The organism is Laceyella tengchongensis, assembly GCF_900182735.1.
GTDB classification, from domain to species: Bacteria; Bacillota; Bacilli; order Thermoactinomycetales; family Thermoactinomycetaceae; genus Laceyella; species Laceyella tengchongensis.
The window spans coordinates 414,562-436,718 of record NZ_FXTU01000003.1 but is presented as its reverse complement, the minus strand read 5'-3'; the positions used below and the strand labels follow the sequence as shown (position 1 = coordinate 436,718).

Below are 22,157 nucleotides of genomic sequence, written 5' to 3'. Positions count from 1 at the left end.
GGAAACGATGGAACAGTTGATGGAAAATCTCCTTTTGTGTACCTTTTTCCTTTACCTATTATCCACTGTCGCCTTTGTGATGGGGACCAACAAAGGATCGGAGAAGGGCGAAAGGCCTAAGAGCCGTTTGTGGGGAAATATCGGTATCGGGATGAGCATTGTCGGCGTGGTATTTCAATTGATGTTTATTATCACCCGGGTGCTGATCGGCGGGCACTGGCCGACGAGTAATATGTTTGAGTTTACGGCGTTTTTGTGCTTCACGATCGTCATCGCGTTTATCATTCTTTATTTCATGTACCGCTCGGCGGTATTGGGGGCTTTTGTGATGCCGCTTGCGGTGGTCTTGCTGGCGTATGCTTCGGTGTTCCCGCATGAGGTTCAGCCGCTGATTCCCGCGTTGCAGAGCATCTGGCTGCCGGTGCACGTATCGACTGCTGCGCTTGGTCAAGGGGCGTTTGGGGTTGGCTTTGTGGCCGGCCTGATCTATTTGGTGTTTCAGTTTGGTAGAGAGAAAGAAGGAAAAAATGCCAGATGGTTAGAAATTACTCTGGTGATCGTTTTGATGTTTGTGGGCTTTAGTGCGGTGAATATGGCATTTAAAACCATGAACTATGAAGCGAAATTTTCACATATCGTCGACGGGCAGCCGGCCGTGCAGGAGTACTCCTTGCCGCCTTTGGTTGCGCCGCATGACAGTGAAGTGATCAGCATCGATCGCTTTGCGGGCTTGGGCCAACCGTTAATGGAAGCGCCGAGTTGGATGAAAGGAAAAGATGCCGCATCACAACTCAACTCGGTCTTGTGGGGCGTCATCAGCGGAGCGATTCTGTACGGGTTGATCCGGCTTATTGCCAAGAAGCCGCTTCGAGGAATTCTCCACCCCATGGTAAGCCGGGTGAATCCCGATTTGGTGGAGGAGATCAGCTATCGCGCTATTGCTATCGGCTTTCCGATCTTCACGCTGGGTGCACTGATTTTTGCTATGATTTGGGCGCATGAGGCTTGGGGCCGTTTTTGGGGATGGGATCCGAAAGAAGTGTGGGCGCTCATTACCTGGTTGTTCTACAGCGCTTATCTCCATCTCCGCCTGTCGCGCGGATGGCATGGCGTAAAGTCGGCTTGGCTAGCAGTTGGCGGTTTTGTCATAATCATGATTAACCTAATTGTGATTAATTTGGTCATCTCAGGTTTACATTCTTACGCTTAAGTTTAACAGCCGGGGTGAAAGTGCAATGGAAAAACAATATCACATTCTTGTAGTTGATGATGAGGATCGCATCCGCCGTCTGCTCCGCATGTATCTGGAGCGGGAAGGTTATTTGATCGATGAGGCAGAAAACGGCGAAATCGCTTTGGAAATGGCGTTTTCTACAGATTATGATTTGATTTTGCTCGACTTGATGTTACCGGGGATGGATGGGTTGGATGTGTGCGGCGAGATTCGCAAAAAGAAGGCAACCCCCATTATTATGCTGACTGCGAGAGGAGAAGAGGCCAATCGTGTGGAAGGATTTGAGGCGGGAACCGACGATTATGTGGTGAAGCCATTCAGCCCGCGCGAGTTGGTTCATCGGGTGAAGGCGGTGCTCAGACGGGCTTCGGCCACCGCTTTCCTCACTACGGATACGGAGACGCACAATGTACTCGTATTTCCCGAGTTGACCATTGACCACGATGCGCATGAGGTGAAAGCGGGGGGCAAAAAAATTCAACTTACGCCCAAAGAATACGAGTTGCTGTACTACTTGGCCAAATCCCCAGACAAAGTGTTCACACGGGAACAATTGCTCCGCGATGTGTGGCATTATGAATTTTTTGGGGATTTGAGAACGGTTGACACGCATGTGAAACGTTTGCGCGAGAAACTCAACCGTGCTTCCTCCAGAGCCGCGAAGATGATCACCACTGTTTGGGGAGTCGGTTATAAGTTAGAGGTGCCGAAAGAGTGATCTTAAGAAGTGTTGTCGGTAAATTATGGTTGACTATCATCATTCTCGTCACATTGATCTTGGTGTTGTTGAGCCTGTTTTTAAGCGAACAGATCGAGAATAGCTATGTCGAAGGACAAAGACAAAGTCTTGAGAAGTTGGCGACGCGTATTCAGACCCAATTGAAAGAGGCCGGCCCCAACCAGACCCAATATCTCAACAATGTGCTGATGGGGGCGTCCGAATTCGGTACATACTTGGTGGTGTTGGATGCGAGCGGCTCTGTTAGCCCCATCGGGGTTTCGCCGCACGTGCCCAACGTGCAGTGGCGGGAGATATTGACGGATGAAGAGTTAAAGAAGGTCTTGAAGGGTCAGTCGATTACCATGCGGGGGAAGGTTCGCCTGCAAACCAACCCCCGCCCGGGAAATCCATTATTGAAGAACGACATTTTGCTGGTGGCGGTGCCTTATATCAAGGATAAAAAGCCGTCTGGGGCTATCGTGTTGTATCAAGTGCAGGATCATCTGAGCGAAGCCGACATCAAACGGTGGATTTTCTACACGTTCTTGATCGGCATCGTCTTGACGACGATTTTCGCCTTCTTCCTGTCTTCGCGCATTTCGCAGCCTTTGATCCAGATGAAGCGAGCAGTGGAGAAAATGGCTCGTGGGGAATTTTCGACACGGGTGCCGGTGCGCTACCATGAACGGGATGAAATCGCCGAGTTGGCTATGACTTTCAACCGCTTGGCCTCACAGTTGGAAGACACGATTCACCAGTTGTCACAGGAGAAGGAGCAGTTGGCAAGCATTTTGCGAAGCATGTCCGATGGTGTGTTGACCATCAACAAGTTTGGCAAAATCATCATGACTAATCCCATCGGCGAGGGCTTTTTGTCGTTGTGGAGAGGAGAAGTGAAGAAAAATGCTCTGCCCCCTTCTTTGCAAGCTCTCTTCAACAAGGTGATCGAGGATACGCAAGAACATACAGGGGACATCTCAGAACATGGGCGCACGTGGGTTGTCATGATGTCGCCACTGTATGCGGGCGATCAAGTGCGTGGAGTGGTGGCTGTGTTGCGGGATGTGACGGAAGAACGGCGCTTGGACAAGCTGCGCAAGGATTTCGTTGCCAATGTGTCGCATGAATTGAGAACGCCTCTGGCGATGTTGCAAGGCTACAGCGAAGCTTTGCTCGACGATATAGCGGAAACGCCGGAAGAGCGGAGAGAGATTGCGCAAGTGATCAACGAGGAATCGCAACGGATGGGGCGCTTGGTGCGCGAATTGCTGGATCTGGCCCGAATGGAGGCAGGTCACATTCAAGTGGAGCCGGCCGAGAAGCCGTTGGACAAATTCGTGCAACGGGTCATTCGCAAATTCCAAAACCTTGCGCGAGAACAAGAAGTCCGTTTGGAAGCGGATTTGGCCGAACATTTGCCGACAGTGTTTTGGGATGAAGACAAGATTGAGCAAGTGTTGACCAACCTAGTGGACAATGCGATCCGTCATACACCGACGGGCGGTTCTGTGACAGTCCATGTGCACCAGAAAGGAGAACGCATCTTTCTGGAAGTGGAAGACACGGGCTCGGGTATTCCCGAAGAAGATGTGCCCTTCGTCTTTGAACGCTTTTATAAGGCGGACAAGGCACGAACCAGAGGAAAGTCCGGTGGAACAGGCTTGGGCCTGTCCATTGTGAAACATCTGGTCACCGCCCACGGAGGTAACGTGTCGGTGAAGAGCCAACTGGGCGTAGGCACTGTCTTTATCGTAGAGTTGCCTGTGCGTGTGGCTGATGAGGTGTTGTACGCATAAAAAGAAAAAGACCGTTACCCTAAGAGGGATAACGGTCTTTTTTTATTGCCCGCTGCGCGTACTTTCCTGATTGGGTTGTAGCCCCTTTACTTGGCGGGAACCAGCGGGCGCATGATAATGGTATTGTAGATGACTCCCTTGGGCGCGGACACGATAGTCCAGACCGCTTCAGCGACCTGCTCCGCTTCCATCGCGTAGTCTTTTTGCCGTCCGAATTCGGTCTTGATAGAGCCGGGGCACAAGGCGGAGACTTTCACATGGTGCGGCTTCAATTCTTGGGTCAACGCGTCGGTCAACGCCATCAATCCAAACTTGGATGCGCAGTACCCGCCGCCGCGAGCAAAAGCTTCCGTCCCAGCTACACTGGAGATATTGACGATATGTCCCTCCGTCGCCTTGAGGTGGGGAATTGCATATTTGCAAGTGAGGAAGGCTCCTTTGAGATTAACATTCATCATTTCATCCCATTGCGACTCGGTGAGTTCGTCAACGGGGGCGAAGTGGCCGAGGCCGGCATTGTTGATCAGCACATCCAACCGACCAAAACGTTGGATCGCGAATTGCACTAAGTCTTGCACTTGTTGACTGTTCGTGACGTCACAGGCAAATGGGTGAATCCGCTCAGGATTGGCTTCTGCCACTGCTTCCAGCTTGGCTTGGCTTCGGGCGCTGGCGATGACTGTCGCCCCGCCCAAGGCCAACCGTTTGGTGATGGCTTTTCCCAATCCTTTGCTGGCTCCGGTGACAATGACAACTTTTCCGTTCAGTTCCATGGTTGGCAGTCCTCCTTGATGCCGTGACGGATCGCATCCAGTCACGTATGAACAAACTATTGCTAGTTTATCCCATTCACTAGCGCCGGACAAGGGAGGCTCACAGGTCGATTTCCATCACGGATTGGATCTCATCCATTTGTTTTAAAGCGTTCATCAAGTCGTAAGGGATCGCTTTGTCAATGCGGAGGATCATGATTGCCTGTCCTCCTGCTTGCTTTCGACCGACCTGCATGGTGGCGATGTTGATATCCCGGCTACCTAGCAATGTGCCAACTCGGCCGATGGCGCCCGGTTGATCCCGATGCTGGATGAACAGCAGATGTCCCTTGGGGGAAACATCAACCGGGAATTGGTCGATTTTGATGATGCGCGGTCCAAAACCGTTGAGCAAGGTGCCACTGACTTGATGCTGGTTTTTGTCCGTTTTGACTTCAATATTCAGCCATTGAGTGAAACCGTGGCTGTGTCCTGATTTCTGTTCCAGCACATGTATGCCGCGCTGTTTGGCCAAGTGGGGGGCGTTCACAAAGTTGATATCTGCTAAATGATGCGAAAGGACTGCTTTTAGCATCATCCGCGTAAGGGGAGCCACGTCCCCTTCAGCCAGTTCCCCAGCGTACGTGATGGTGATTTCTTTGATCGCCTCGGTGGTCATTTGACCCACGAAATGCCCCAGCTTTTCGACCAACTCATGGTAAGGAGCCAGTTTTTGTTGCAATTCCGCCGGGATGGAAGGGAGGTTGACCGCATTTTTAAACGGCTCGCCACGCAGGATATGAAGCACTTCTTCGGACACATCTACCGCCACATTTTCCTGCGCTTCAATGGTGGAAGCGCCCAAATGCGGTGTACATATCACCTGTGGCAAAGTAAACAACGGGTGATTGCCTGGCGGTTCAACCTCAAACACATCGAGAGCGGCCCCGGCGACTTTGCCGGAAACAATGGCGTCATAAAGAGCGGTTTCGTCGATGATGCCACCACGGGCGCAGTTGAGGATGCGGACGCCGTCTTTCATTTTGTCGAACACCTCATGGTTGATCATATGGCGTGTTTCTTTGGTAAGCGGGGTGTGCACGGTGATAAAGTCGCCAGCGGCAATTGCTTCGTTGAAAGATGCTTTTTGTACGCCAAATTTTTGCGCCCGCTCTTCAGTTAGATAAGGGTCGAAGGCGATCACGTTCATGCGGAATGCTTTGGCACGCTTGGCCAATTCCGAACCGATCCGCCCAAAGCCGATGATGCTCAACGTTTTTTGGTTCAACTCCACCCCGACAAAAGCTTTTCGGTTCCATTCCCCGTTTATCACGGTACGGTGAGCCTGAGGAATGTTGCGAGCCAAGGATATGAGCATGGCAAAAGTGTGTTCCGCGGTGGAGATCGTGTTGCCATCGGGGGCGTTGACGACGATCACCCCTTTTCTAGTGGCTGCGGGGATATCAATGTTGTCAACACCAACGCCGGCGCGGGCGATCACTTTCAACCGGCTTCCTTGATTGATCACTTCTTCAGTCACTTTGGTCTGACTTCGTACCAATAGAGCATCGGCAGTGGCGATTTCTGACAACAATGCCTCGCCTGTCAAACCGATTTTTCGCACGACTTCGACGTCTTCGGCCCGCAACAGTTTGTCAATGCCCTGATCGCTCAACGGATCGGTAATCAATACTTTATACATGCAATATCACCTCTTGTGCTGCTTTTACGCCAGTTCCCAACTCTACAGGTACGCCCATTTTAAAACATGCCATCTCCAACACGCCCAAGACTGTAAGCACGTCTAGCTCATCGCAGTAACCCATGTGGCCGATTCTGGCAATTTGGCCTTTCAGATGTTGTTGGCCGCCAGCGATGGTGACGTTCATTTCGCTCATGTGTTTGCGCAAGGACTCTGTATCCCATGCCGTTTGCCGTCCGTCGATGGCGGTGACCGTCGGGGAAGCGTCATCGTCGGAAGTGAGTAACGGCAATCCTAGTGCCCTAAGCCCCGCGCGGGTCATGCGCATTAAGCGTTGATGACGTGCAAAGACGTTTTCCCATCCTTCTTCTTCCAGCATGAGCAATGCTTCCTTCAAGCCGTACAACAGAGATACGGCCGGGGTGTATGGAGCGGAATGTTGTTCCATGCTTCGCTTGTATGCAGTAAGGTCGAGATAAAAACGGGGCTGTGTTTGCTGTTCAATGCGTTTCCATGCTCGTTCGCTCACTGCGACCATAGCGAGGCCGGGTGGAAGCATCAACACTTTTTGGGAACCGGTCACCATGATATCCACCTGCCAGTCATCCATGTGGCAGGGTACTGCGCCCAGACAGCTGACACCGTCGACGATGACCAACGCGTCTGAATGATCGTGGACCGCCTTTGCCAGCTCGGCAATGGGATTGAGCACGGCGGTAGAAGTCTCGCAATAAGTGAGGAATACCGCCTTGGCCCGAGGATGGTTTTGCACGAAGGTAGCCAACTGCTCAGGTGAACAAGAGGTTCCCCACGGGACATCCAATCGATGCAAGGCAATTCCGTATCGTTCCACTATTTTGGCGAAACGATCTCCGAATGCCCCTGTCACCACAACAATCGCTTCATCCCCCGGTTGTACCGCATTGGTTACGGCTGCTTCCAAAGCGGAGGTGCCGCTCCCTGTCAAAATGAGCGGGGTATGGGTTGTGCCAAACAGAGCGCGCAACGATGTCGCGCATTCTTGCAACAATCGGGAGGCCGCCTGTCCGCGGTGTCCGATCATCGGCTTGGACATCGCTTGCTGGATCCGAAGTGGGATCGGGGTCGGTCCGGGAATTCGCAAATGGGCTTTATCTTGCCAATTCATCTTTGTATTTCCTCCTTCGTCATATATAAAAAACCCCACGCCTACTCCACCCAATTCGTTTGGGCAGAGGGACGTGGGGTACGTGGTGCCACCCTCATTCACTGTCGGCTCACGCTGACAGCCTTGGCGAGTCGATGGGCATGATCTGCCATATCGACTCTAGTGGATAACGGGTCAACCGTGCTGATCTACTTCATAGCGGTTCAATCAGCCACTCGGGAGTGCTCCACATCAGGCAAACTGCCGATTCACAGCAACCATCGGCTCTCTGAGAGTTCACCATTGATGCTTGGCTCCTTCATCGCGTTGCTAATCTAAATTTGATACCTAATTTAGCATGTTGAATCAGTAGTGTCAACTGTGAAGAGTAAAAAAATTTTTTTCTGGGTTAAGTGTGTCGGCTGATTTGTGATAAGATATAACCTAATCGAAATGAGCGTGAACATTAAGGAAAGGAGGACGCGAGTTGCTGCAAGTGTCGGGAATGGAGATGTTGTTAAGTGGGTTGAATGACGACCAGCGGAAGGCGGTGACCGCGCCGATCGGCCCCACGGCGGTGTTTGCCGGTCCGGGTAGTGGGAAGACGACTGTGCTGACTCGGCGCGTTTTGTATTTGTTGGAGCAGGGTATCCCGGCGAACGAATTGATGTTGGTCACATTTACCCGGGCCGCCGCGCGGGAGATGCGGGAGCGATTGGAACAAGTGATGCCTGCTCGCACCCGGGAGTTGGCTGTTGGCACTTTTCATTCGTTGTTTTTGCAGATGTTGCGCGAGAGCGGTTGCAACGTTCCTCCTCTTATGGGACAAGCCGAACAGACCGCTGTAATGCGGGAATTGTTAGCGGAGCGGGAATTACCGACCGATGAAGAGACGGTGTCCACTTATCTAAACCAAATCGGGCTGTGCAAAAACAATGGGATTTTGCCGGCACGGTTGCGAGTCGAAAAACAGAAGAATATTCTCTTTCGGGATTTGTATACAGCATATGAAAGCATGAAATCGGAACGCGGAATGTGGGATTATGATGACATTCTTTTAGCTGTGCATGCATGTTGTCGACAATCGGAATGGCTCTCCCACTGGCAAACGAAGTTCCAACATATACTAGTGGACGAGTTTCAGGATATCAACCAGGTGCAGTACGAGATCTTGGTGAAATTGGCGGCGAAGCACCGCCATTTGTTTGTGATGGGGGATGATGATCAATCCATCTACGGATTCCGCGGAAGCGACCCCAAATTTATGCTTGAACTAAACAAATATTTTCCCGAGCTAGCGCGGATCATTCTGTCTGTCAATTACCGCTCCACTGAAGAATTGATTCAGGCGAGTGAACAATTGATTCGTCACAACCGCCGCCGGCAGCGGAAACCGCGGGCGGGAACCGGGGTGAGGGGGCCGGATGTGAAGTGGATGGAACCGCTTGATGAGGAAGAGGAAGCAGAACAGATTTTAACCCACCTGACTGACGGGATGAACACGGCCATTCTCTACCGAACGTCGACTCAGGCACGCGCGGTGGTTGATGCCTTGGTGCGCAAAGGGATTCCCTTTATGGTCGCGTCGGGGGAGAGTTCGTTTTATCGGCGGTGGCAAGTTCAAGACGTGTTCGCCTATTTAAAATTGGCTTGGAATCCACAGGATCTGGACGCGCTGGTGCGGATTATCAATAAGCCTAAACGCTATCTTTACAATGAGGATTGGATTGACGCTTGTTGGGCAAGGGCGAAGAAACAAGGGGGATCATTGTTGGCGGCGTTGCCCAGCTTAGATGGATTGGAACCTTACCAAGTCCGGTATTTGAGTGAGTTGCGGGATCAAGTCCCGCGCTTGACGGAGATGAACGCCGAGGAAGCTGTGGCTTATATTCGCGAACGCATCGGTTATGACCGTTATCTGGAAGCGTTTGCTAAGGAAACGGGGAGTGATCAATCCAGCCTGTTTGAACCTTTGGATGAATTGGCCTTGGCGGCCCGCCATTTTGCGAATGGACAAGGGCTCCTGGCCCATGCGCAAGAAGTTGAGCGGCAATTGCGCCATTCTGATGCGACCGCTCCTGTCAAACTGATGACCCTTCACCGTTCAAAAGGATTGGAATTTGACCGTGTCTATATCATCGGGTTACATGCGATGGTACTTCCACACCACCGAAGCCTACAGGTATCGGAACAACGGAAAGCGGCCGCGTGGGAAGAGGAGCGGCGCCTTTTGTACGTGGGGATGACTCGGGCTAAAACGGAATGCTGGCTTTCTGTCAGCCAAACCAGACAAGGCAAAAGAGTGGCGCCGTCCCCGTTTGCTAAGGAATTGGGGCATGGGGGAGCGCGCTTCTCCACGAGTGCCCCGCTTGAACGCAAGCGAGAGTTGGAGCGAACGGCCCGGGTGTTTACGTCTGCCCGCGCAACGAGCAAAGCCCAGCCCCAACTCCGCTTTGCCAGTGAAGAAGTGGCTCCGGGGATGTCGGTCAACCACATTCGTTTCGGTGTGGGCAGCATTGTGGAAGTGACGCCGCTTGCCGGAGTGGCGCCGGGACGAAAGATCCTGGTACGGTTCCCCGGCCAAACGCAATCCCTCCACTATGAGCTGTCACGGCAATTGGGCCTGTTGTCCAGCCCGGAATGAACAAAAACCCCTTGCTTCACGAAAACCACAAAGCAAGGGGTTGGATCATTATTTATTTTGTTTGTAACGGTCGAGGCATTGTTGGTAGAGTTCAGCGGCAAATGCAGCGTCTTTCCAGCCGATGATGTTGGTTTCTTTGTTTTCCAAGTCTTTGTAGACGCGGAAGAAGTGTTCGATTTCTTTCAGGACGTGCGGAGCCACATCATCCAAGCTGTTTACGCCATTGAAGCGTGGGTCATCCACAGGCACGGCCAATACTTTTTCGTCTGGACCTTTGTCGTCGGACATGAGCAGCACGCCGATAACCCGGCTGGAGATCACGCAACCAGGGAAGGTTGGGAAGCTGGTCAGGACAAGAATGTCCAATGGATCTCCATCTTCAGCCAAGGTGTTTTCGAGGTAACCGTATTCGGTTGGATAATGCATGGGGGAGTACAGCACCCGGTCAAGACGGAATACGCCTTTCTCTTTGTCAAATTCATATTTGTTTTGGCTTCCAGTAGGGATCTCAATAAAAGCATCCACAATCAATTGGTTAGACATGAGCTTTCCTCCTCTTTATGTACAATGAAGCTGTAAAATCACTCAACCCTCATTTTAGTCGGTTTTGAATCAAGAAGCAAATGAAAAGACACTGTGAAACAATAAATCAATAAAGGAGCGCAGTTATGAAAAACGATCAAAGCAAGTATCACATCTCACCTAGCGCGTTTGCACAGAAATACTTGAACGGAGAGTTGGGGGCGCACCACATTGAAGTGATCGACGTGCGCGAACCCGCAGAATGGGAAATGGTTCATTTGGAGCATTGCAAACACATGCCACTTGGCTCGTTGCCGGAGCGGTTAACGGAGATCGATCCGAGCAAAACGATTTACCTCTTGTGCGCGCATGGGGTTCGCAGTTTACACGCTGCCAATTTTTTATTGCAGCAAGGTTACGCGGATGTGGTAAATGTGGACGGCGGTTTAGCGGAAGTGTTGCTTTATTTGGAGCAGGAAGAAGAATGACAGCGGCATAGAACAGACAAAGTTCCTTCTGAAAATATAATAAATAAATTCTTATATAATAATAAGTTTTTAATAATGATTGACAATTTATGTTGCCTCTTCTTCAATTTTTATTTTTGAAGGAGGGGTTTTTGTTTGGAAAGCGAATTTAAATTTTTCAGTACTATCATCACCATAGAGAGGAAGTGCATCAGTGAATAAGATTCGACTTTTTGTGATGACAGCTCTTTTCGCTTTGCTGTCTGCGGTGGGCCTCCAGTTGACGGCACCGGATCAAGCAAAGGCGTACGGCGCTTATGTACCCGAAATCAAGCAAGATTACAGCAACTGGTGTTGGGCGGCAAGCGGTGCCGCAGTTTCGCAATATAAAGGCAAGAATGTTTCGCAATACAATTTCGCATATGCGGTCAAAGGTGGGTACTACAATAACCCGGCCACTAGCAGTGAGATTCAAAAAGGGTTGTCCACCTACGGCTTGAGATCCAGATGGACCAACTACTATGGCAATTGGTACTACCCCAACTATTCATTTATCCAATCGCAAATCAACAACGGCAGACCGATGATTCCCCTGATCTGGTGGACAAATGGAGCTACCATCGGACATTTTGTTGTCTTGGATGGCTACTTCACCTCAAATAATAACAACTATGTCGAATATATGGACCCTTGGTATGGAGACCATTATTACATGACTTATCAAGCCTTCAAAAATAACAACAATTTTTATTGGCGAGAGCTCATTTATGACATTGGTTACTGATGACAACAATCGAGGAGGAGATTTCACATGCTTAAAAGCTTAAAAATCATCATTCCCGCAGTGGCCATTGTCGCCACCGTCGGCTTGGTCGGATTTATCGGCAACGGTTTCGCTTCGGACCAACCTGAAAAGACAGCTTTTCAAGATTACCTAACAGCAGTTTCGCAAAAATCCCCGAAACAGGGCAAATCATTAATGCCTCAAAATGCAACTTCTGTGGAAGGACTCCAACTCTCTTCTTTCTCTATTCCGATTTTCCGCACACCCGATGCCAACGTAATCAAATCATATGAAGGAACCAGCCTGATTGGTATGTTGCAACCGACCAAAGAGAAACTCTGGTTTATGATGAAAGGCGAGCAACCCGAAGGCATAGTTGTCGCCGATGATGTCCAACCAATCAAAATGGGTGGGAAAAACCGCAGCAAAGATTTGATGAACATGTACAAAGCTGCGAAAAAAGCAGTGAAAAAAGAGAACCAAATCCGTTACTTTGAATTTGTGGGACAAGGCATCTTCGTCGCTAAAACCAGCAAGGGTGAACACGTTTATCTGAGCCAAGGCGCCGCTCAAATATTAAACATGCCCGCTGGCAAGCAGCTTGCTTCCACCGATGTGATCGCCAAGATGAAAGAGTTGCTAAAGTAACCGTTGACGAATCATAGAAACTGCTGAGAAGCCCGGTGGTAAGACTTCAGATGACTTAGCTTCTGGGTTTTAGAGCGAGTCTGATGCAAAATAGCCAGCGGCTCCAATTATACTTTAACAACCTTAGCTCGGTATTGTTCTGGGCTAAGGTTTTTTTATGGAGATTTTGAAGGTCATAGATAGGGTTGAGGGTGAACGTAGGGGAATGAATAACTGAGTTGACGAAGATAATGATAGTCATTATCATTATAAGGTGGGCATGTTTAAAGGTCGTACTTGAACGGCGTATGTGCGAAAAAGAACAAGCCACCTGGCAAGAGGTGGCTCATCGTTGTTCTGGTATGTGAGCGATCTGGGTTGACCGCTTGTTGACAGCACGTGGTGCGTGAGTGAAGCCAAACCGCTTGCTTACATGCACCGTGTGAACAACATGGTTTTGACGAATTACTCTTCTACTTTAATGGAGTCGGTCGGGCATCCTTCTTGTGCATCGCGAACGTCATCATGAAGTTCTTCTGGTACGTCTGCCGTTCCGGTGTTGTCATCGAGGATCACATATGCGATGCCATCCTCATCGTAATCGTAAACATCCGGAGCGGTTGCGCCACAAGCTCCACATGCGATACAAGTATCTTTATCTACCCATGTGCGCATAGTGAAAATCTCCTCCCGTGTATATATCCCAATAATGAGTTAAGTCCACTTCCACCCCTCATTGTAGACGGAATTGTGTCCGATTTCAAGGAGCAATCAGTAAATCAAGAAAAAGGAGGGGCGATATGAGCGAAGACCTGAACGGCATCACCTGTGATCAGCGGAGCCAGCAGGAGCGATTAATCTTGATTAGTTTTTATTTTACGCAACTGCTGTTTATTTTATTGAGTGTTCCATATTTATGGTGGAAAAATCGACTTTATGTTGAATTGGCTCCGTTTACCGAGATCCACATGTGGCTGGTGGGTGTCGGCGTCGGTGGATTCATCGTGGCCATGGAGTTTGTGCTGATCCGTTTGTTGCCTGAACACCATTTTGATGACGGGGGATTAAACCAATTATTGTTTGCGCGTCGTCCTTGGTGGCATATCATGTTGATCGCCGTGATGGCAGCCATCGGGGAAGAGCTGTTGTTCCGCGGTCTGGTGCAGGCTTGGATCGGGGTGTGGGGAACGGCACTCTTGTTTGCGCTTGTACACACCAGATACTTAAAAAAATGGGTACTGGTCGTATTTGTCACCGGAGTCGGAACAGTCTTTGGCCTGATGGTCGAATGGACGGGTCATCTTGCCCCAGCAGTGATCGCCCATGCGGTTGTCGATTTCGTGATGGGATGTTACTTGCGGTATGGAGCGAAGGGATGAGTATGTGGCCCTAGGGTTGGCAATGCCCTGAAAAAAATGCGAATACACTATGCAAGGAAAGCCATTTTTGTGTATGATTGATATAAAGAAAAATAGGAGACTTGACCGCGTAACAGTGAGATTCAGTCCCTCATATTCTGAATGTGGGAGTCTCCGGCGAGGGAGGGTAGGCCATGCGTGTCGAGCGTTTAGACGGGGATAAGGTGCGCTTTTTCTTGACTCTCGACGATTTGGCTGATCGTGGGATTCAAAAAGAGGACATGTGGAGAGATATTCCGAAAGTGCATGAACTCTTTAATGACATGATGGAACACGCATATCAGGAATTGGGTTTTGAAGTGGTTGGGCCAGTAGCTGTCGAAGTTTTCGCCCTTCCCGCACAAGGGATGGTGGTTGTGGTTACCCGTGGCCGGACTCCGAAATCAGAAGTCGATGAGTTTGAACAAACGGAAGAAATGTACGAGTTAGAAGTGACGATGGAAGAGTCGGACGACATCATTTTCCGTTTTAACGACTTCGAAGACGTAGTCCAAGCGGCTGTGCGCATGAAAGCCCATGCTATGCAAGGAGGGCAGCTATTTGCCTACCAAAACCGCTATTATTTGCTGTTTGGTGGAGAGAAGAATTTGTCCAAGGGTCAGGTGGATACGTTGATTGCCATGCTGTCGGAGTATGGTGAAGTGTCCACGGTGACAGAGGCAATGCTGACCGAGTATGGCAAAGTTGTGTGTGAAAACGATGCGATCAACCAAATCAGTCAATATTTTGGATGAGATAAATAAACACACCCGTAACAACCGGGTGTGTTATTAATTTGTTGTATAAAAAATTTTATTTTTGTATAACTAGTTGATAATATTCATGTGAACGCAAGCGGTTGATATCACCATCACGCACACCTGGAAAGACGCGATCAATTGAAAGATGTTGGGTTTTATGTTCGCGTAGCGCTTGGGCGATTTTAGCGCGGAATGGGGTCACATCTATTTTCATGGATACGTATTCATCTGGTGTCGTATGGATTTTTCCAGAATGCAAATGAGCGATTGATTCTGGTATGACGTTATAGTAAAGTTTGGTAGGGAATGTAGTTTTCTTTACTGCTTCCAAGGTAGCCTGTTGAATGATCTGATGATCAAGGTGGCCAGAAATGCCAGACGGCGGGAAGGTGATAATGAGATCTGGGCGGATGCTTTCCATGATCTTAAACAAATCGTCAACGAGTTGTTGGAAAGGGAGTTGGCTCAATTGTCCGTCTCCATAATCCCGCAGGATGCACTCATCTATACCAAGAACATCACAGGCCCGAGCCAGTTCTTGCGCACGGACATCACCTAACTCTTCCTGTGTGCAAAGTGGTGGTTGTCCTGTTTTCCCTGCTTCACCACGAGTGGCGCAGTAGAGCGTTTGACGGACGTCATCTGCATGGAAGCGGGCGATGGTACCGCCGCAAGTAAATGTTTCGTCATCAGGATGGGCAAAACAATACAGAACTTGTTGGTACATTTTCGAGTCAAATCCTTTCATAGCAGTTGGGTTTTCTTGCATTATTATACCTTATTGGTGCGTCTGTTTTTAAATATACGTAAAAACAGAGACATTCTTTGGTTGTTTAGTGTATTATTGTATACTGAATACTGGTCTTTTTAGCAGTTAGTATTTAATTCTGAGGTGGTCAGGATGGAACAACAGTCTGTTGCTGCAGGTCGTCAAGAGGAACAGCGTGAAAATATGGATGTCTTGGTATCCACGCAAACAGTAATTCATAAAGCGTTGGATAAGCTGGGTTATCCAGAGTCTGTGTACGAATTGTTAAAGGAACCTATGCGTGTATTAACCGTTCGGATTCCCGTCCGCATGGATGACGGCACTGTAAAAGTGTTTACGGGATATCGCGCTCAACATAATGATGCCGTAGGTCCAACTAAGGGTGGAGTGCGCTTTCATCCAGATGTAACTGAATCAGAAGTGAAAGCGCTATCAATTTGGATGAGTTTGAAAGCGGGCATTGTCGACCTCCCTTACGGCGGAGGCAAAGGCGGCATCATCTGCGATCCGCGGAATATGTCTTTCCGCGAGCTGGAACGCTTGTCTCGCGGCTATGTGCGTGCGATCAGCCAAATTGTGGGGCCGACGAAAGACATCCCGGCTCCGGACGTGTTCACCAACTCGCAAATCATGGCGTGGATGATGGATGAATACAGCCGTATCCGCGAATTTGACTCCCCGGGATTCATCACCGGTAAACCATTGGTGTTGGGCGGTTCCCGCGGTCGCGAAACGGCTACGGCCAAAGGCGTAACCCTGATGATCCGCGAAGCAGCGAAAAAACGCGGCCTCAGCATCGAAGGCGCACGCGTCGTCATTCAAGGATTTGGCAATGCTGGTAGCTTCTTGGCGAAGTTCATGCATGATGCAGGAGCCAAAGTGATCGGTATTTCTGACGCTTACGGGGCCTTGCATGATCCGAATGGGTTGGACATCGACTACTTGCTTGATCGCCGAGACTCTTTTGGAACCGTCACCAAATTGTTCAAAGACACCATCACTAACCAAGAGTTGTTGGAACTCGATTGCGACATCCTGGTTCCAGCAGCGGTTGAAAATCAGATCACCGCTAAAAACGCCGATCGAATCAAAGCAGACATTGTCGTCGAAGCGGCTAATGGACCGACCACGTTGGAAGCGACCAAAATCCTTCATGAGCGTGACATCTTGTTGGTGCCGGACGTATTGGCCAGCGCTGGTGGCGTGACCGTTTCATATTTTGAGTGGGTGCAAAATAACCAAGGGTATTACTGGTCTGACGAAGAAGTAGAGCAAAAATTGGAAGACATTATGGTGCGTGCGTTTGAAAACGTCTATAATACCGCTCAAACCCGCAAAGTGGACATGCGTCTTGCCGCGTATATGGTGGGTGTGAGAAAAATGGCGGAAGCATCACGTTTCCGCGGTTGGGTATAGTATAATAAGGGAGTGGTGAGGAGAACACCCTTGAATGAAGGGGTGTTCTTCTTTTGCATCGTTGGAGGTGACAGTATGTTTGATGTAATTGTGGTGGGTGCGGGCCCTTGTGGGCTTTCAGCCGCGATTGAGTTAAAAAAAGTGGGCTTGAATCCATTGATCATTGAGAAAGGTTGTTTGGTGAATTCAATATATCATTATCCGCTGTCGATGACTTTTTTTAGCTCGGCTGACAATTTGGAAATCGGGGGCATCCCATTCACGACAGTAAATGAAAAACCAACCCGGCATGAAGCGTTGGCATACTTTCGGACCGTGGTCAAGAAGCACCACTTGGAACTGCACACATACGAAAAAGTGGTGGAGATCGAGCGGATAGAAAACGGATTTCGCGTAATTACGTCCAAGCGGGATGGGCGTGGCATATATGAGGTGGAAAATGTCGTGTTGGCCACCGGGTATTATGACAATCCACATATGTTGAATATTCCGGGCGAAGATTTGCCCCATGTAAAGCATTATTTTCACGATGCCCACCCTTATGCCCGGGAACGGGTGGTGGTGATCGGCGGACGCAACTCCGCGATTGATGTGGCATTGGATTTGCATCAAGTGGGAGCGCACGTTCATATGGTTTACCGTAAAAGCGCCTTTCACGACAGTGTTAAGGCGTGGGTGAGACCCTTGATCGAGGCGGCCATCGAAAAAGAACGCATCCATATGCATTGGGAAACGGAAGTGCGTGAAATCACTCCAGAGGCTGTGGTGGTTGAAGAAAAAGGCGTACGGAAGGAAATCAAGGCGGATGCGGTGTTTGCGATGACGGGGTACAGGCCCAACCTGACTTTCGTGGAGAGATTGGGAGGGCAAATCGATCAAGAGACGGGCGTACCGGTGCTGTCCGACGATATGGAAACGACGGTGCCAGGATTGTACTTGGCCGGAGTGATTGCCACAGGGCATGATGCAACCAAAGTGTTTATCGAAAATGGACGTTACCATGGGCGTTCCATCGCGCGCCACATCCGGGACAAACGGAAGGTGGCCCGCATATAAGCGAAAAAGCGATTCCGAGAGCCGGAAATCGCTTTTTTTCTTTATCCGTGCAAACCAAGTTGAATCATGAATAACAAGGCGATGATAAAAAATGAGATCGGCACTTCCCTCGCCCGTTTGGCCGCGATTTTCAAAATAGCGTAGGTGATGAAGCCAAACGCGATGCCGGTGGGAATGCTGTAGGTGAACGGGATGAATGCAAAAGTGATGAAAGCCGGCAACCCCTCCGTAAAATCACCGAACGGGATCGCTTGCACCTCTTGCATCATCAATCCGCCAACCACAATCATGATGGCAGCCACCGCACTTTCTGGAATCCATTTCAGATAGGGAATGAGGATCAGCGAGAGCAAGAAGAGACCGCCCGCCGTAATGGTGGTCAAGCCCGTTCTCCCCCCAGATTGGGTGCCAGTGGCGCTTTCCAAGGCGCATATGGTTGCGCTCGTTCCCAGTAGCCCAGCCATGATATTGGATAGGGCACTAGCTTGAAAAGCGGCGGGAAACTTTTGTTTGTCAGTTAACAGTCCTTGCAACAATCCCATATTTTCAAACACGAGAATCATGGTTAGCGTGAATGTCGCCACCCAGAAAGTGAGTTTGCCCAACCCTGCCAAGGCAAAGTTGCCTAGCAATGGAACATACTGTTCAAATGAAAGGGGAGCTGGCTCTCCCTGGACGGATGAAGGGTCGGCGATTAACGCGATCACCGTCGCCAACACCAGCGTGATCAAAAACGCGCCTTGTACCTTGCGCACAAAGAGAATGATCAACAGTGCAAGGCTGAACAGCGTGATCCACACCTTGGGTTGATGGAGGCTGCCGATGCTGACGAACGTTTGTTCATTGCTGATGATTAATCCGCCTTTTTGTAACCCGATAAAGGTGATGAGTAAGCCAATGCCGACGGTCATCCCCTTTTTCAAGGCGGCTGGTACCGCTGTGCTCAACCAAGTGGCCAGCGGAGTAAAGGTGATCACTGTAAACAGGATGCCAGAGAGGGTTACTGCGGTTAGCGCCTCTTGCCAGGAGAGGCCCATCTCATGCACCATGGTATATGTGAAAAACGCGTTGACACCCATGCCTGGTACGATGATGATGGGGGCGTTGGCCCATAATCCCATCAGCAGGCAACTGAGGCATGAAGTGAAGATGGTTCCCAAAAGAGCTGCTTCAAAAGGGATCCCCGTCTCGGAGATGATAGAGCTGTTGACGATGATGATGTAACTGATGGTGAAAAATGTAGTTAAGCCGGCCAAAAATTCTGTACGAATAGATGTGTTGTGTGATTCTAATCGAAAAATCGAATGTAATCCTTTCAATTTCCTTCCTTCTTTGCTAATGCTCCCTCGCCCACCCACGCTCTGATAGAGCGCACAATCAAATCAATACTGAAAATAGCTTTGTAATTCGGTTGCGTCTTTTGTTTTTGACAAGGCGAGCATCAGTTTGATCCGCGCTTTTTGGCCATTGATGCCGTTGGAGAAGATCAAACCAAGCTCTTTTAGTTGTTTCCCGCCTCCTTCATATTCATACGTGTCCTGCACCGAGCCATTGAAACAACGGGACACCAGCACAACGGGAATCTCGCTGGCGAGCGCGCGTTTTAGCCCGGGCAACATGGCGGGAGGCAAATTTCCCTGTCCCAGCGCTTCCAACACGATGCCGTCAAATCCGCGCTCTACCGCCCATGCGATCAGGCTGTCATCCATGCCAGCCGCCACTTTGATCAAAGCGACTTGGTGTGAAGGCATCGCAAGAGGGAAGCGGGGCTCTTTTACCGAATCTCGGAAAAAGCGAATTTCCTTTTTGGTTACTAGGCCGACCGGCCCCAAACCGGGTGATTGGAAGGTGGCCACATTGCTGGTGTGGGTTTTGGTGACATCCCGGGCAGTGTGAATTTCGTCATTGAAGACGACCATCACGCCGCGCCCCGGGGATTGTTCGTGTGCGGCCACGCGGACGGAGTTGACCATATTCACAGGCCCATCCGCCCCCAGTTCATTGGAGCTGCGCATGGCCCCAGTAACGATCACGGGTCTGTCAGTGTCGAGAACCAGATGCAGGAAATAAGCCGTTTCTTCCAACGTGTCGGTTCCATGCGTGATCACGATCCCCTTGGCACCCCGGTCCAGATGTTCTTTCACGCGTTCTGCAATCAGGAACATATCCGCCGGGGTGATGTGGGGGCTCGGCTTGTTGAAAAGATGATCCATTTCCACTTTTGCGTATTGGTTCAATAACGGCAGGGCGCTTTGCAACGCTTGGGGATCCTGCGGTTTGACCCCTTGCGACTCCATGCTCTCACTCATGGCGATCGTCCCACCAGTGGTAATGACAATCACTTTATTATTCATATATGGCAGACTGTCGGCATGATGACAATCCTTTTCCACCTTTCTATTTTAGGTTGCCATTTTCTATCGTATGGAACCCATCATCCCATGTCAATAATAGGGAGGGAAGAAGGCGGTGATACATATGAGCGAAAATGAAAAATATGTGGTTACCATCAATTGCAATCAATGTGGTGAACGTTTCATTTTAAAGGGACGGATGAAAAAAGGCAAGTTAGAAACGGGTTTTAAGCGCTGCCTGTGCAACAATGACGACGATTTTCAAATAGAGAGGGAAAAATTGTGAAAGCGGAAGTCTGAACTAGGCTTCCGTTTTTTGTGGCACGCATTGCATATTTCGTTTGCGCATCGTTCAGACTACCAAAAGAATCTTAGAAGAACGCATGACAACAAAGGAGACGTGATGTCATGTACAAACGAATGGCAGCGATCTTATTGCCAATTGTGGCTGTCGCATTCATCGCCGCAGCCGCATGGGGTTATATGGAGCATCAAGACAAAAATTCCGTGTTGATCAAAGCGGAGAACCAATACCAACGCGCGTTCCATGATTTGAATGACCGCATGGATCGTTTACAAGGAGAATTGGGGAAATCGATCGCCCTTAATTCGCGGCGCCAATTGAGCACGTCTATGACCAACGTGTGGCGTCTGGCGTATGCGGCGCAAAGCGACATCGGCCAATTGCCATTGACGTTGATGCCGTTTGATTCAGCGGAAAAATTTTTGTCTCGCGTTGGAAATTTCGCCTATGAAGTAGGCATCCGGGATTTGGATAAGGAGCCGCTCAGCGACAAAGAATGGAAGACATTGAGTGATCTATACCAGCAAGCAAAACATATCCGTGATGATATGGCAGCGTTGCAGAGCAAAGTGATCAACCGGAACCTGCGTTGGATGGACGTGGAATTGGCGGTGGCGTCAGAAGACAAGAAAATGGACAACACCATTATCGACGGGTTTAAGAAAGTGAATCAAGTGGTGCAAGAATTTCCGGAAGTGGATTGGGGTCCGTCCGTCAACAACATGGAAATTCGCCAACGGGAACGGGTGAAGCAGTTGAAAGGGAAACTGATCACGCCGGAGCAAGCCAAACAGCGAGTCGCTTATGCATTTGGACGCGAATCCACCAAAGGGATGCATGTGACCCGAAACAAAAAAGGGGATTACCCCACTTATAGCGTCAGATATGAGGGGCGCAACAAGACGGAAGTGTACACAGATCTGACGACCATTGACGGTCATATCATATGGATGGTGTTTGACCGGCCTGTCACGAAAAAACGGTTGACTTTGGATCAAGCGTTAAACCGAGCGACCCGCTTCCTCAATCGGATTGGTTATAAAAACATGACCCCGATTTCTTATGACGAAGTATCCAACATCGCCTCGTTTAATTTTGTCCATAAAGAGGGCGACGTGTACATCTACCCCGAGTCACTGGCTGTAAAAGTGGCGTTGGACAATGGGGAAGTCATGGGTTTGCAAGCAGATGAATATGTTTTCAATAAGATGGATTGGTCCAAACGCAAACCGAAATTAAGCGCAACCCAAGCGCGGAAGCAAGTGAATCCCCACCTGAAACTGACCAAGAACAATCTGGCTGTGATCTACGATCGCAACGGTCGCCAAGTCCTGTGCCATGAATTTTTGGGGACGATTAACGGAGAACAATACCGGTTGTTTATCAATGCCGATACAGGCGAAGAAGAATATGTCGACCGGATAGAGAAAGCAAATGGAAATCGAATTTAATATTTTAAATGGGCCGATATAATACAATCGGCTCATTTAATTGTTTTCATTGCATGTGTGACAAAATTATGTTATTCTTTAAACAGGATTTCTTTACTCTATGAACCATGGCACCAATTATGGGATCCTAATAGATTTGTCAAAAAGAAATACATAGTAGATAGGCTGTTGGGGTCGAAGATTTCGATAGGGATTTACTTGGCGTCGATTTAAATCGAATAAGTATCTCCAATCGAGCAGGCGCACCCTGCTCGGTTGTTTTTCATCCCGACTT

General features: G+C 49.5%; 21 protein-coding genes and 1 other annotated feature. Of the genes, 13 read left to right on the top strand and 8 right to left on the bottom strand.

What is annotated here, in order from left to right; genetic code table 11:
* Positions 1-7 precede the first annotated feature (7 nt).
* From ccsA to QQZ12_RS09145, 3 genes are read left to right on the top strand one after another with little or no spacing between them, the layout of a single operon-like run.
* Entirely contained in the window at positions 8-1,210 is a 1,203-nt protein-coding gene (ccsA, locus tag QQZ12_RS09155) for a cytochrome c biogenesis protein CcsA (protein WP_284724292.1), read from the top strand.
* A 25-nt stretch (positions 1,211-1,235) separates the two neighbouring features.
* Positions 1,236-1,952 (top strand): response regulator transcription factor, encoded by a 717-nt coding sequence (locus QQZ12_RS09150; RefSeq protein WP_022738409.1) that lies wholly within the window; start codon positions 1,236-1,238, stop codon positions 1,950-1,952.
* The gene (locus QQZ12_RS09145) at positions 1,949-3,751 is read left to right on the top strand and encodes an ATP-binding protein (RefSeq protein WP_102992247.1); all 1,803 of its coding nucleotides are present in this window, start codon (positions 1,949-1,951) and stop codon (positions 3,749-3,751) included. Before QQZ12_RS09150 ends, QQZ12_RS09145 begins: the two co-directional genes overlap by 4 nt.
* A gap of 86 nt (positions 3,752-3,837) precedes the next feature.
* On the opposite strand, the gene QQZ12_RS09140 is transcribed toward QQZ12_RS09145, so the two are convergent.
* The 3 genes from QQZ12_RS09140 to QQZ12_RS09130 all read right to left on the bottom strand — a co-directional run bounded on the left by QQZ12_RS09140 (position 3,838) and on the right by QQZ12_RS09130 (position 7,352).
* Positions 3,838-4,524 (bottom strand): SDR family oxidoreductase, encoded by a 687-nt coding sequence (locus tag QQZ12_RS09140; RefSeq protein ID WP_102992248.1) that lies wholly within the window; start codon positions 4,522-4,524, stop codon positions 3,838-3,840.
* A 100-nt stretch (positions 4,525-4,624) separates the two neighbouring features.
* Positions 4,625-6,205 carry a phosphoglycerate dehydrogenase gene (serA, locus tag QQZ12_RS09135; RefSeq protein WP_102992249.1) on the bottom strand — a complete coding sequence of 527 codons (1,581 nt, stop codon included), beginning with the start codon at positions 6,203-6,205 and terminating at the stop codon, positions 4,625-4,627.
* Positions 6,198-7,352 carry a pyridoxal-phosphate-dependent aminotransferase family protein gene (locus QQZ12_RS09130; RefSeq protein WP_284724291.1) on the bottom strand — a complete coding sequence of 385 codons (1,155 nt, stop codon included), beginning with the start codon at positions 7,350-7,352 and terminating at the stop codon, positions 6,198-6,200. Before QQZ12_RS09130 ends, serA begins: the two co-directional genes overlap by 8 nt.
* A 64-nt stretch (positions 7,353-7,416) precedes the next feature.
* Positions 7,417-7,663 (bottom strand) — a binding site (T-box leader).
* Between the two features lie 164 nt (positions 7,664-7,827).
* On the opposite strand from QQZ12_RS09130, the gene QQZ12_RS09125 reads away from it, so the two are divergent.
* On the top strand, positions 7,828-9,975 hold the full coding sequence (locus QQZ12_RS09125) for an ATP-dependent helicase (RefSeq protein ID WP_284724316.1): 2,148 nt from the start codon (positions 7,828-7,830) through the stop codon (positions 9,973-9,975).
* 48 nt (positions 9,976-10,023) lie between these two features.
* Here QQZ12_RS09125 and QQZ12_RS09120 read toward each other — a convergent pair whose 3' ends face one another.
* Positions 10,024-10,518, bottom strand: a complete 495-nt coding sequence (locus QQZ12_RS09120) for an inorganic diphosphatase (protein WP_102992252.1) — start codon at positions 10,516-10,518, stop codon at positions 10,024-10,026.
* Positions 10,519-10,643: 125 nt separating this feature from the next.
* Here QQZ12_RS09120 and QQZ12_RS09115 point away from each other — a divergent pair, with 125 nt between their 5' ends.
* From QQZ12_RS09115 to QQZ12_RS09105, 3 genes are all read left to right on the top strand, one after another.
* On the top strand, positions 10,644-10,985 hold the full coding sequence (locus tag QQZ12_RS09115) for a rhodanese-like domain-containing protein (RefSeq protein WP_102992253.1): 342 nt from the start codon (positions 10,644-10,646) through the stop codon (positions 10,983-10,985).
* Positions 10,986-11,178: 193 nt separating this feature from the next.
* Positions 11,179-11,748, top strand: coding sequence for a C39 family peptidase (locus tag QQZ12_RS09110; protein WP_102992254.1), 570 nt, complete (start codon positions 11,179-11,181; stop codon positions 11,746-11,748).
* A gap of 27 nt (positions 11,749-11,775) precedes the next feature.
* Entirely contained in the window at positions 11,776-12,396 is a 621-nt protein-coding gene (locus tag QQZ12_RS09105; protein WP_102992255.1) for a hypothetical protein, read from the top strand.
* A 444-nt stretch (positions 12,397-12,840) separates the two neighbouring features.
* Here the strand turns inward: QQZ12_RS09105 and QQZ12_RS09100 are convergent, their stop codons facing one another.
* On the bottom strand, positions 12,841-13,050 hold the full coding sequence (locus QQZ12_RS09100; RefSeq protein WP_022738423.1) for a ferredoxin: 210 nt from the start codon (positions 13,048-13,050) through the stop codon (positions 12,841-12,843).
* Positions 13,051-13,175: 125 nt separating this feature from the next.
* Here QQZ12_RS09100 and QQZ12_RS09095 point away from each other — a divergent pair, with 125 nt between their 5' ends.
* Positions 13,176-13,754, top strand: a complete 579-nt coding sequence (locus QQZ12_RS09095; RefSeq protein WP_102992256.1) for a CPBP family intramembrane glutamic endopeptidase — start codon at positions 13,176-13,178, stop codon at positions 13,752-13,754.
* A 173-nt stretch (positions 13,755-13,927) separates the two neighbouring features.
* Entirely contained in the window at positions 13,928-14,527 is a 600-nt protein-coding gene (locus tag QQZ12_RS09090) for a genetic competence negative regulator (protein WP_102992257.1), read from the top strand.
* Between the two features lie 58 nt (positions 14,528-14,585).
* Here QQZ12_RS09090 and QQZ12_RS09085 read toward each other — a convergent pair whose 3' ends face one another.
* Complete coding sequence (locus QQZ12_RS09085) at positions 14,586-15,302, bottom strand: PIG-L deacetylase family protein (RefSeq protein WP_102992258.1); 717 nt, start codon at positions 15,300-15,302, stop codon at positions 14,586-14,588.
* 132 nt (positions 15,303-15,434) lie between these two features.
* Between QQZ12_RS09085 and QQZ12_RS09080 the strand changes: the two genes are divergently transcribed.
* Together QQZ12_RS09080 and QQZ12_RS09075 are read left to right on the top strand one after the other, a co-directional pair.
* Complete coding sequence (locus QQZ12_RS09080) at positions 15,435-16,718, top strand: Glu/Leu/Phe/Val family dehydrogenase (RefSeq protein ID WP_102992259.1); 1,284 nt, start codon at positions 15,435-15,437, stop codon at positions 16,716-16,718.
* A 75-nt stretch (positions 16,719-16,793) separates the two neighbouring features.
* Entirely contained in the window at positions 16,794-17,774 is a 981-nt protein-coding gene (locus QQZ12_RS09075; RefSeq protein WP_102993813.1) for a YpdA family putative bacillithiol disulfide reductase, read from the top strand.
* A gap of 41 nt (positions 17,775-17,815) precedes the next feature.
* On the opposite strand, the gene QQZ12_RS09070 is transcribed toward QQZ12_RS09075, so the two are convergent.
* Both QQZ12_RS09070 and QQZ12_RS09065 read right to left on the bottom strand, forming a co-directional pair.
* Positions 17,816-19,093 (bottom strand): NCS2 family permease, encoded by a 1,278-nt coding sequence (locus QQZ12_RS09070; protein ID WP_102992260.1) that lies wholly within the window; start codon positions 19,091-19,093, stop codon positions 17,816-17,818.
* Between the two features lie 63 nt (positions 19,094-19,156).
* Positions 19,157-20,128 (bottom strand): asparaginase, encoded by a 972-nt coding sequence (locus QQZ12_RS09065; protein WP_102992261.1) that lies wholly within the window; start codon positions 20,126-20,128, stop codon positions 19,157-19,159.
* A gap of 124 nt (positions 20,129-20,252) precedes the next feature.
* On the opposite strand from QQZ12_RS09065, the gene QQZ12_RS09060 reads away from it, so the two are divergent.
* Complete coding sequence (locus tag QQZ12_RS09060) at positions 20,253-20,414, top strand: hypothetical protein (RefSeq protein WP_181352947.1); 162 nt, start codon at positions 20,253-20,255, stop codon at positions 20,412-20,414.
* 122 nt (positions 20,415-20,536) lie between these two features.
* The gene (ypeB, locus tag QQZ12_RS09055) at positions 20,537-21,883 is read left to right on the top strand and encodes a germination protein YpeB (protein WP_102992262.1); all 1,347 of its coding nucleotides are present in this window, start codon (positions 20,537-20,539) and stop codon (positions 21,881-21,883) included.
* Positions 21,884-22,157: the final 274 nt, after the last annotated feature.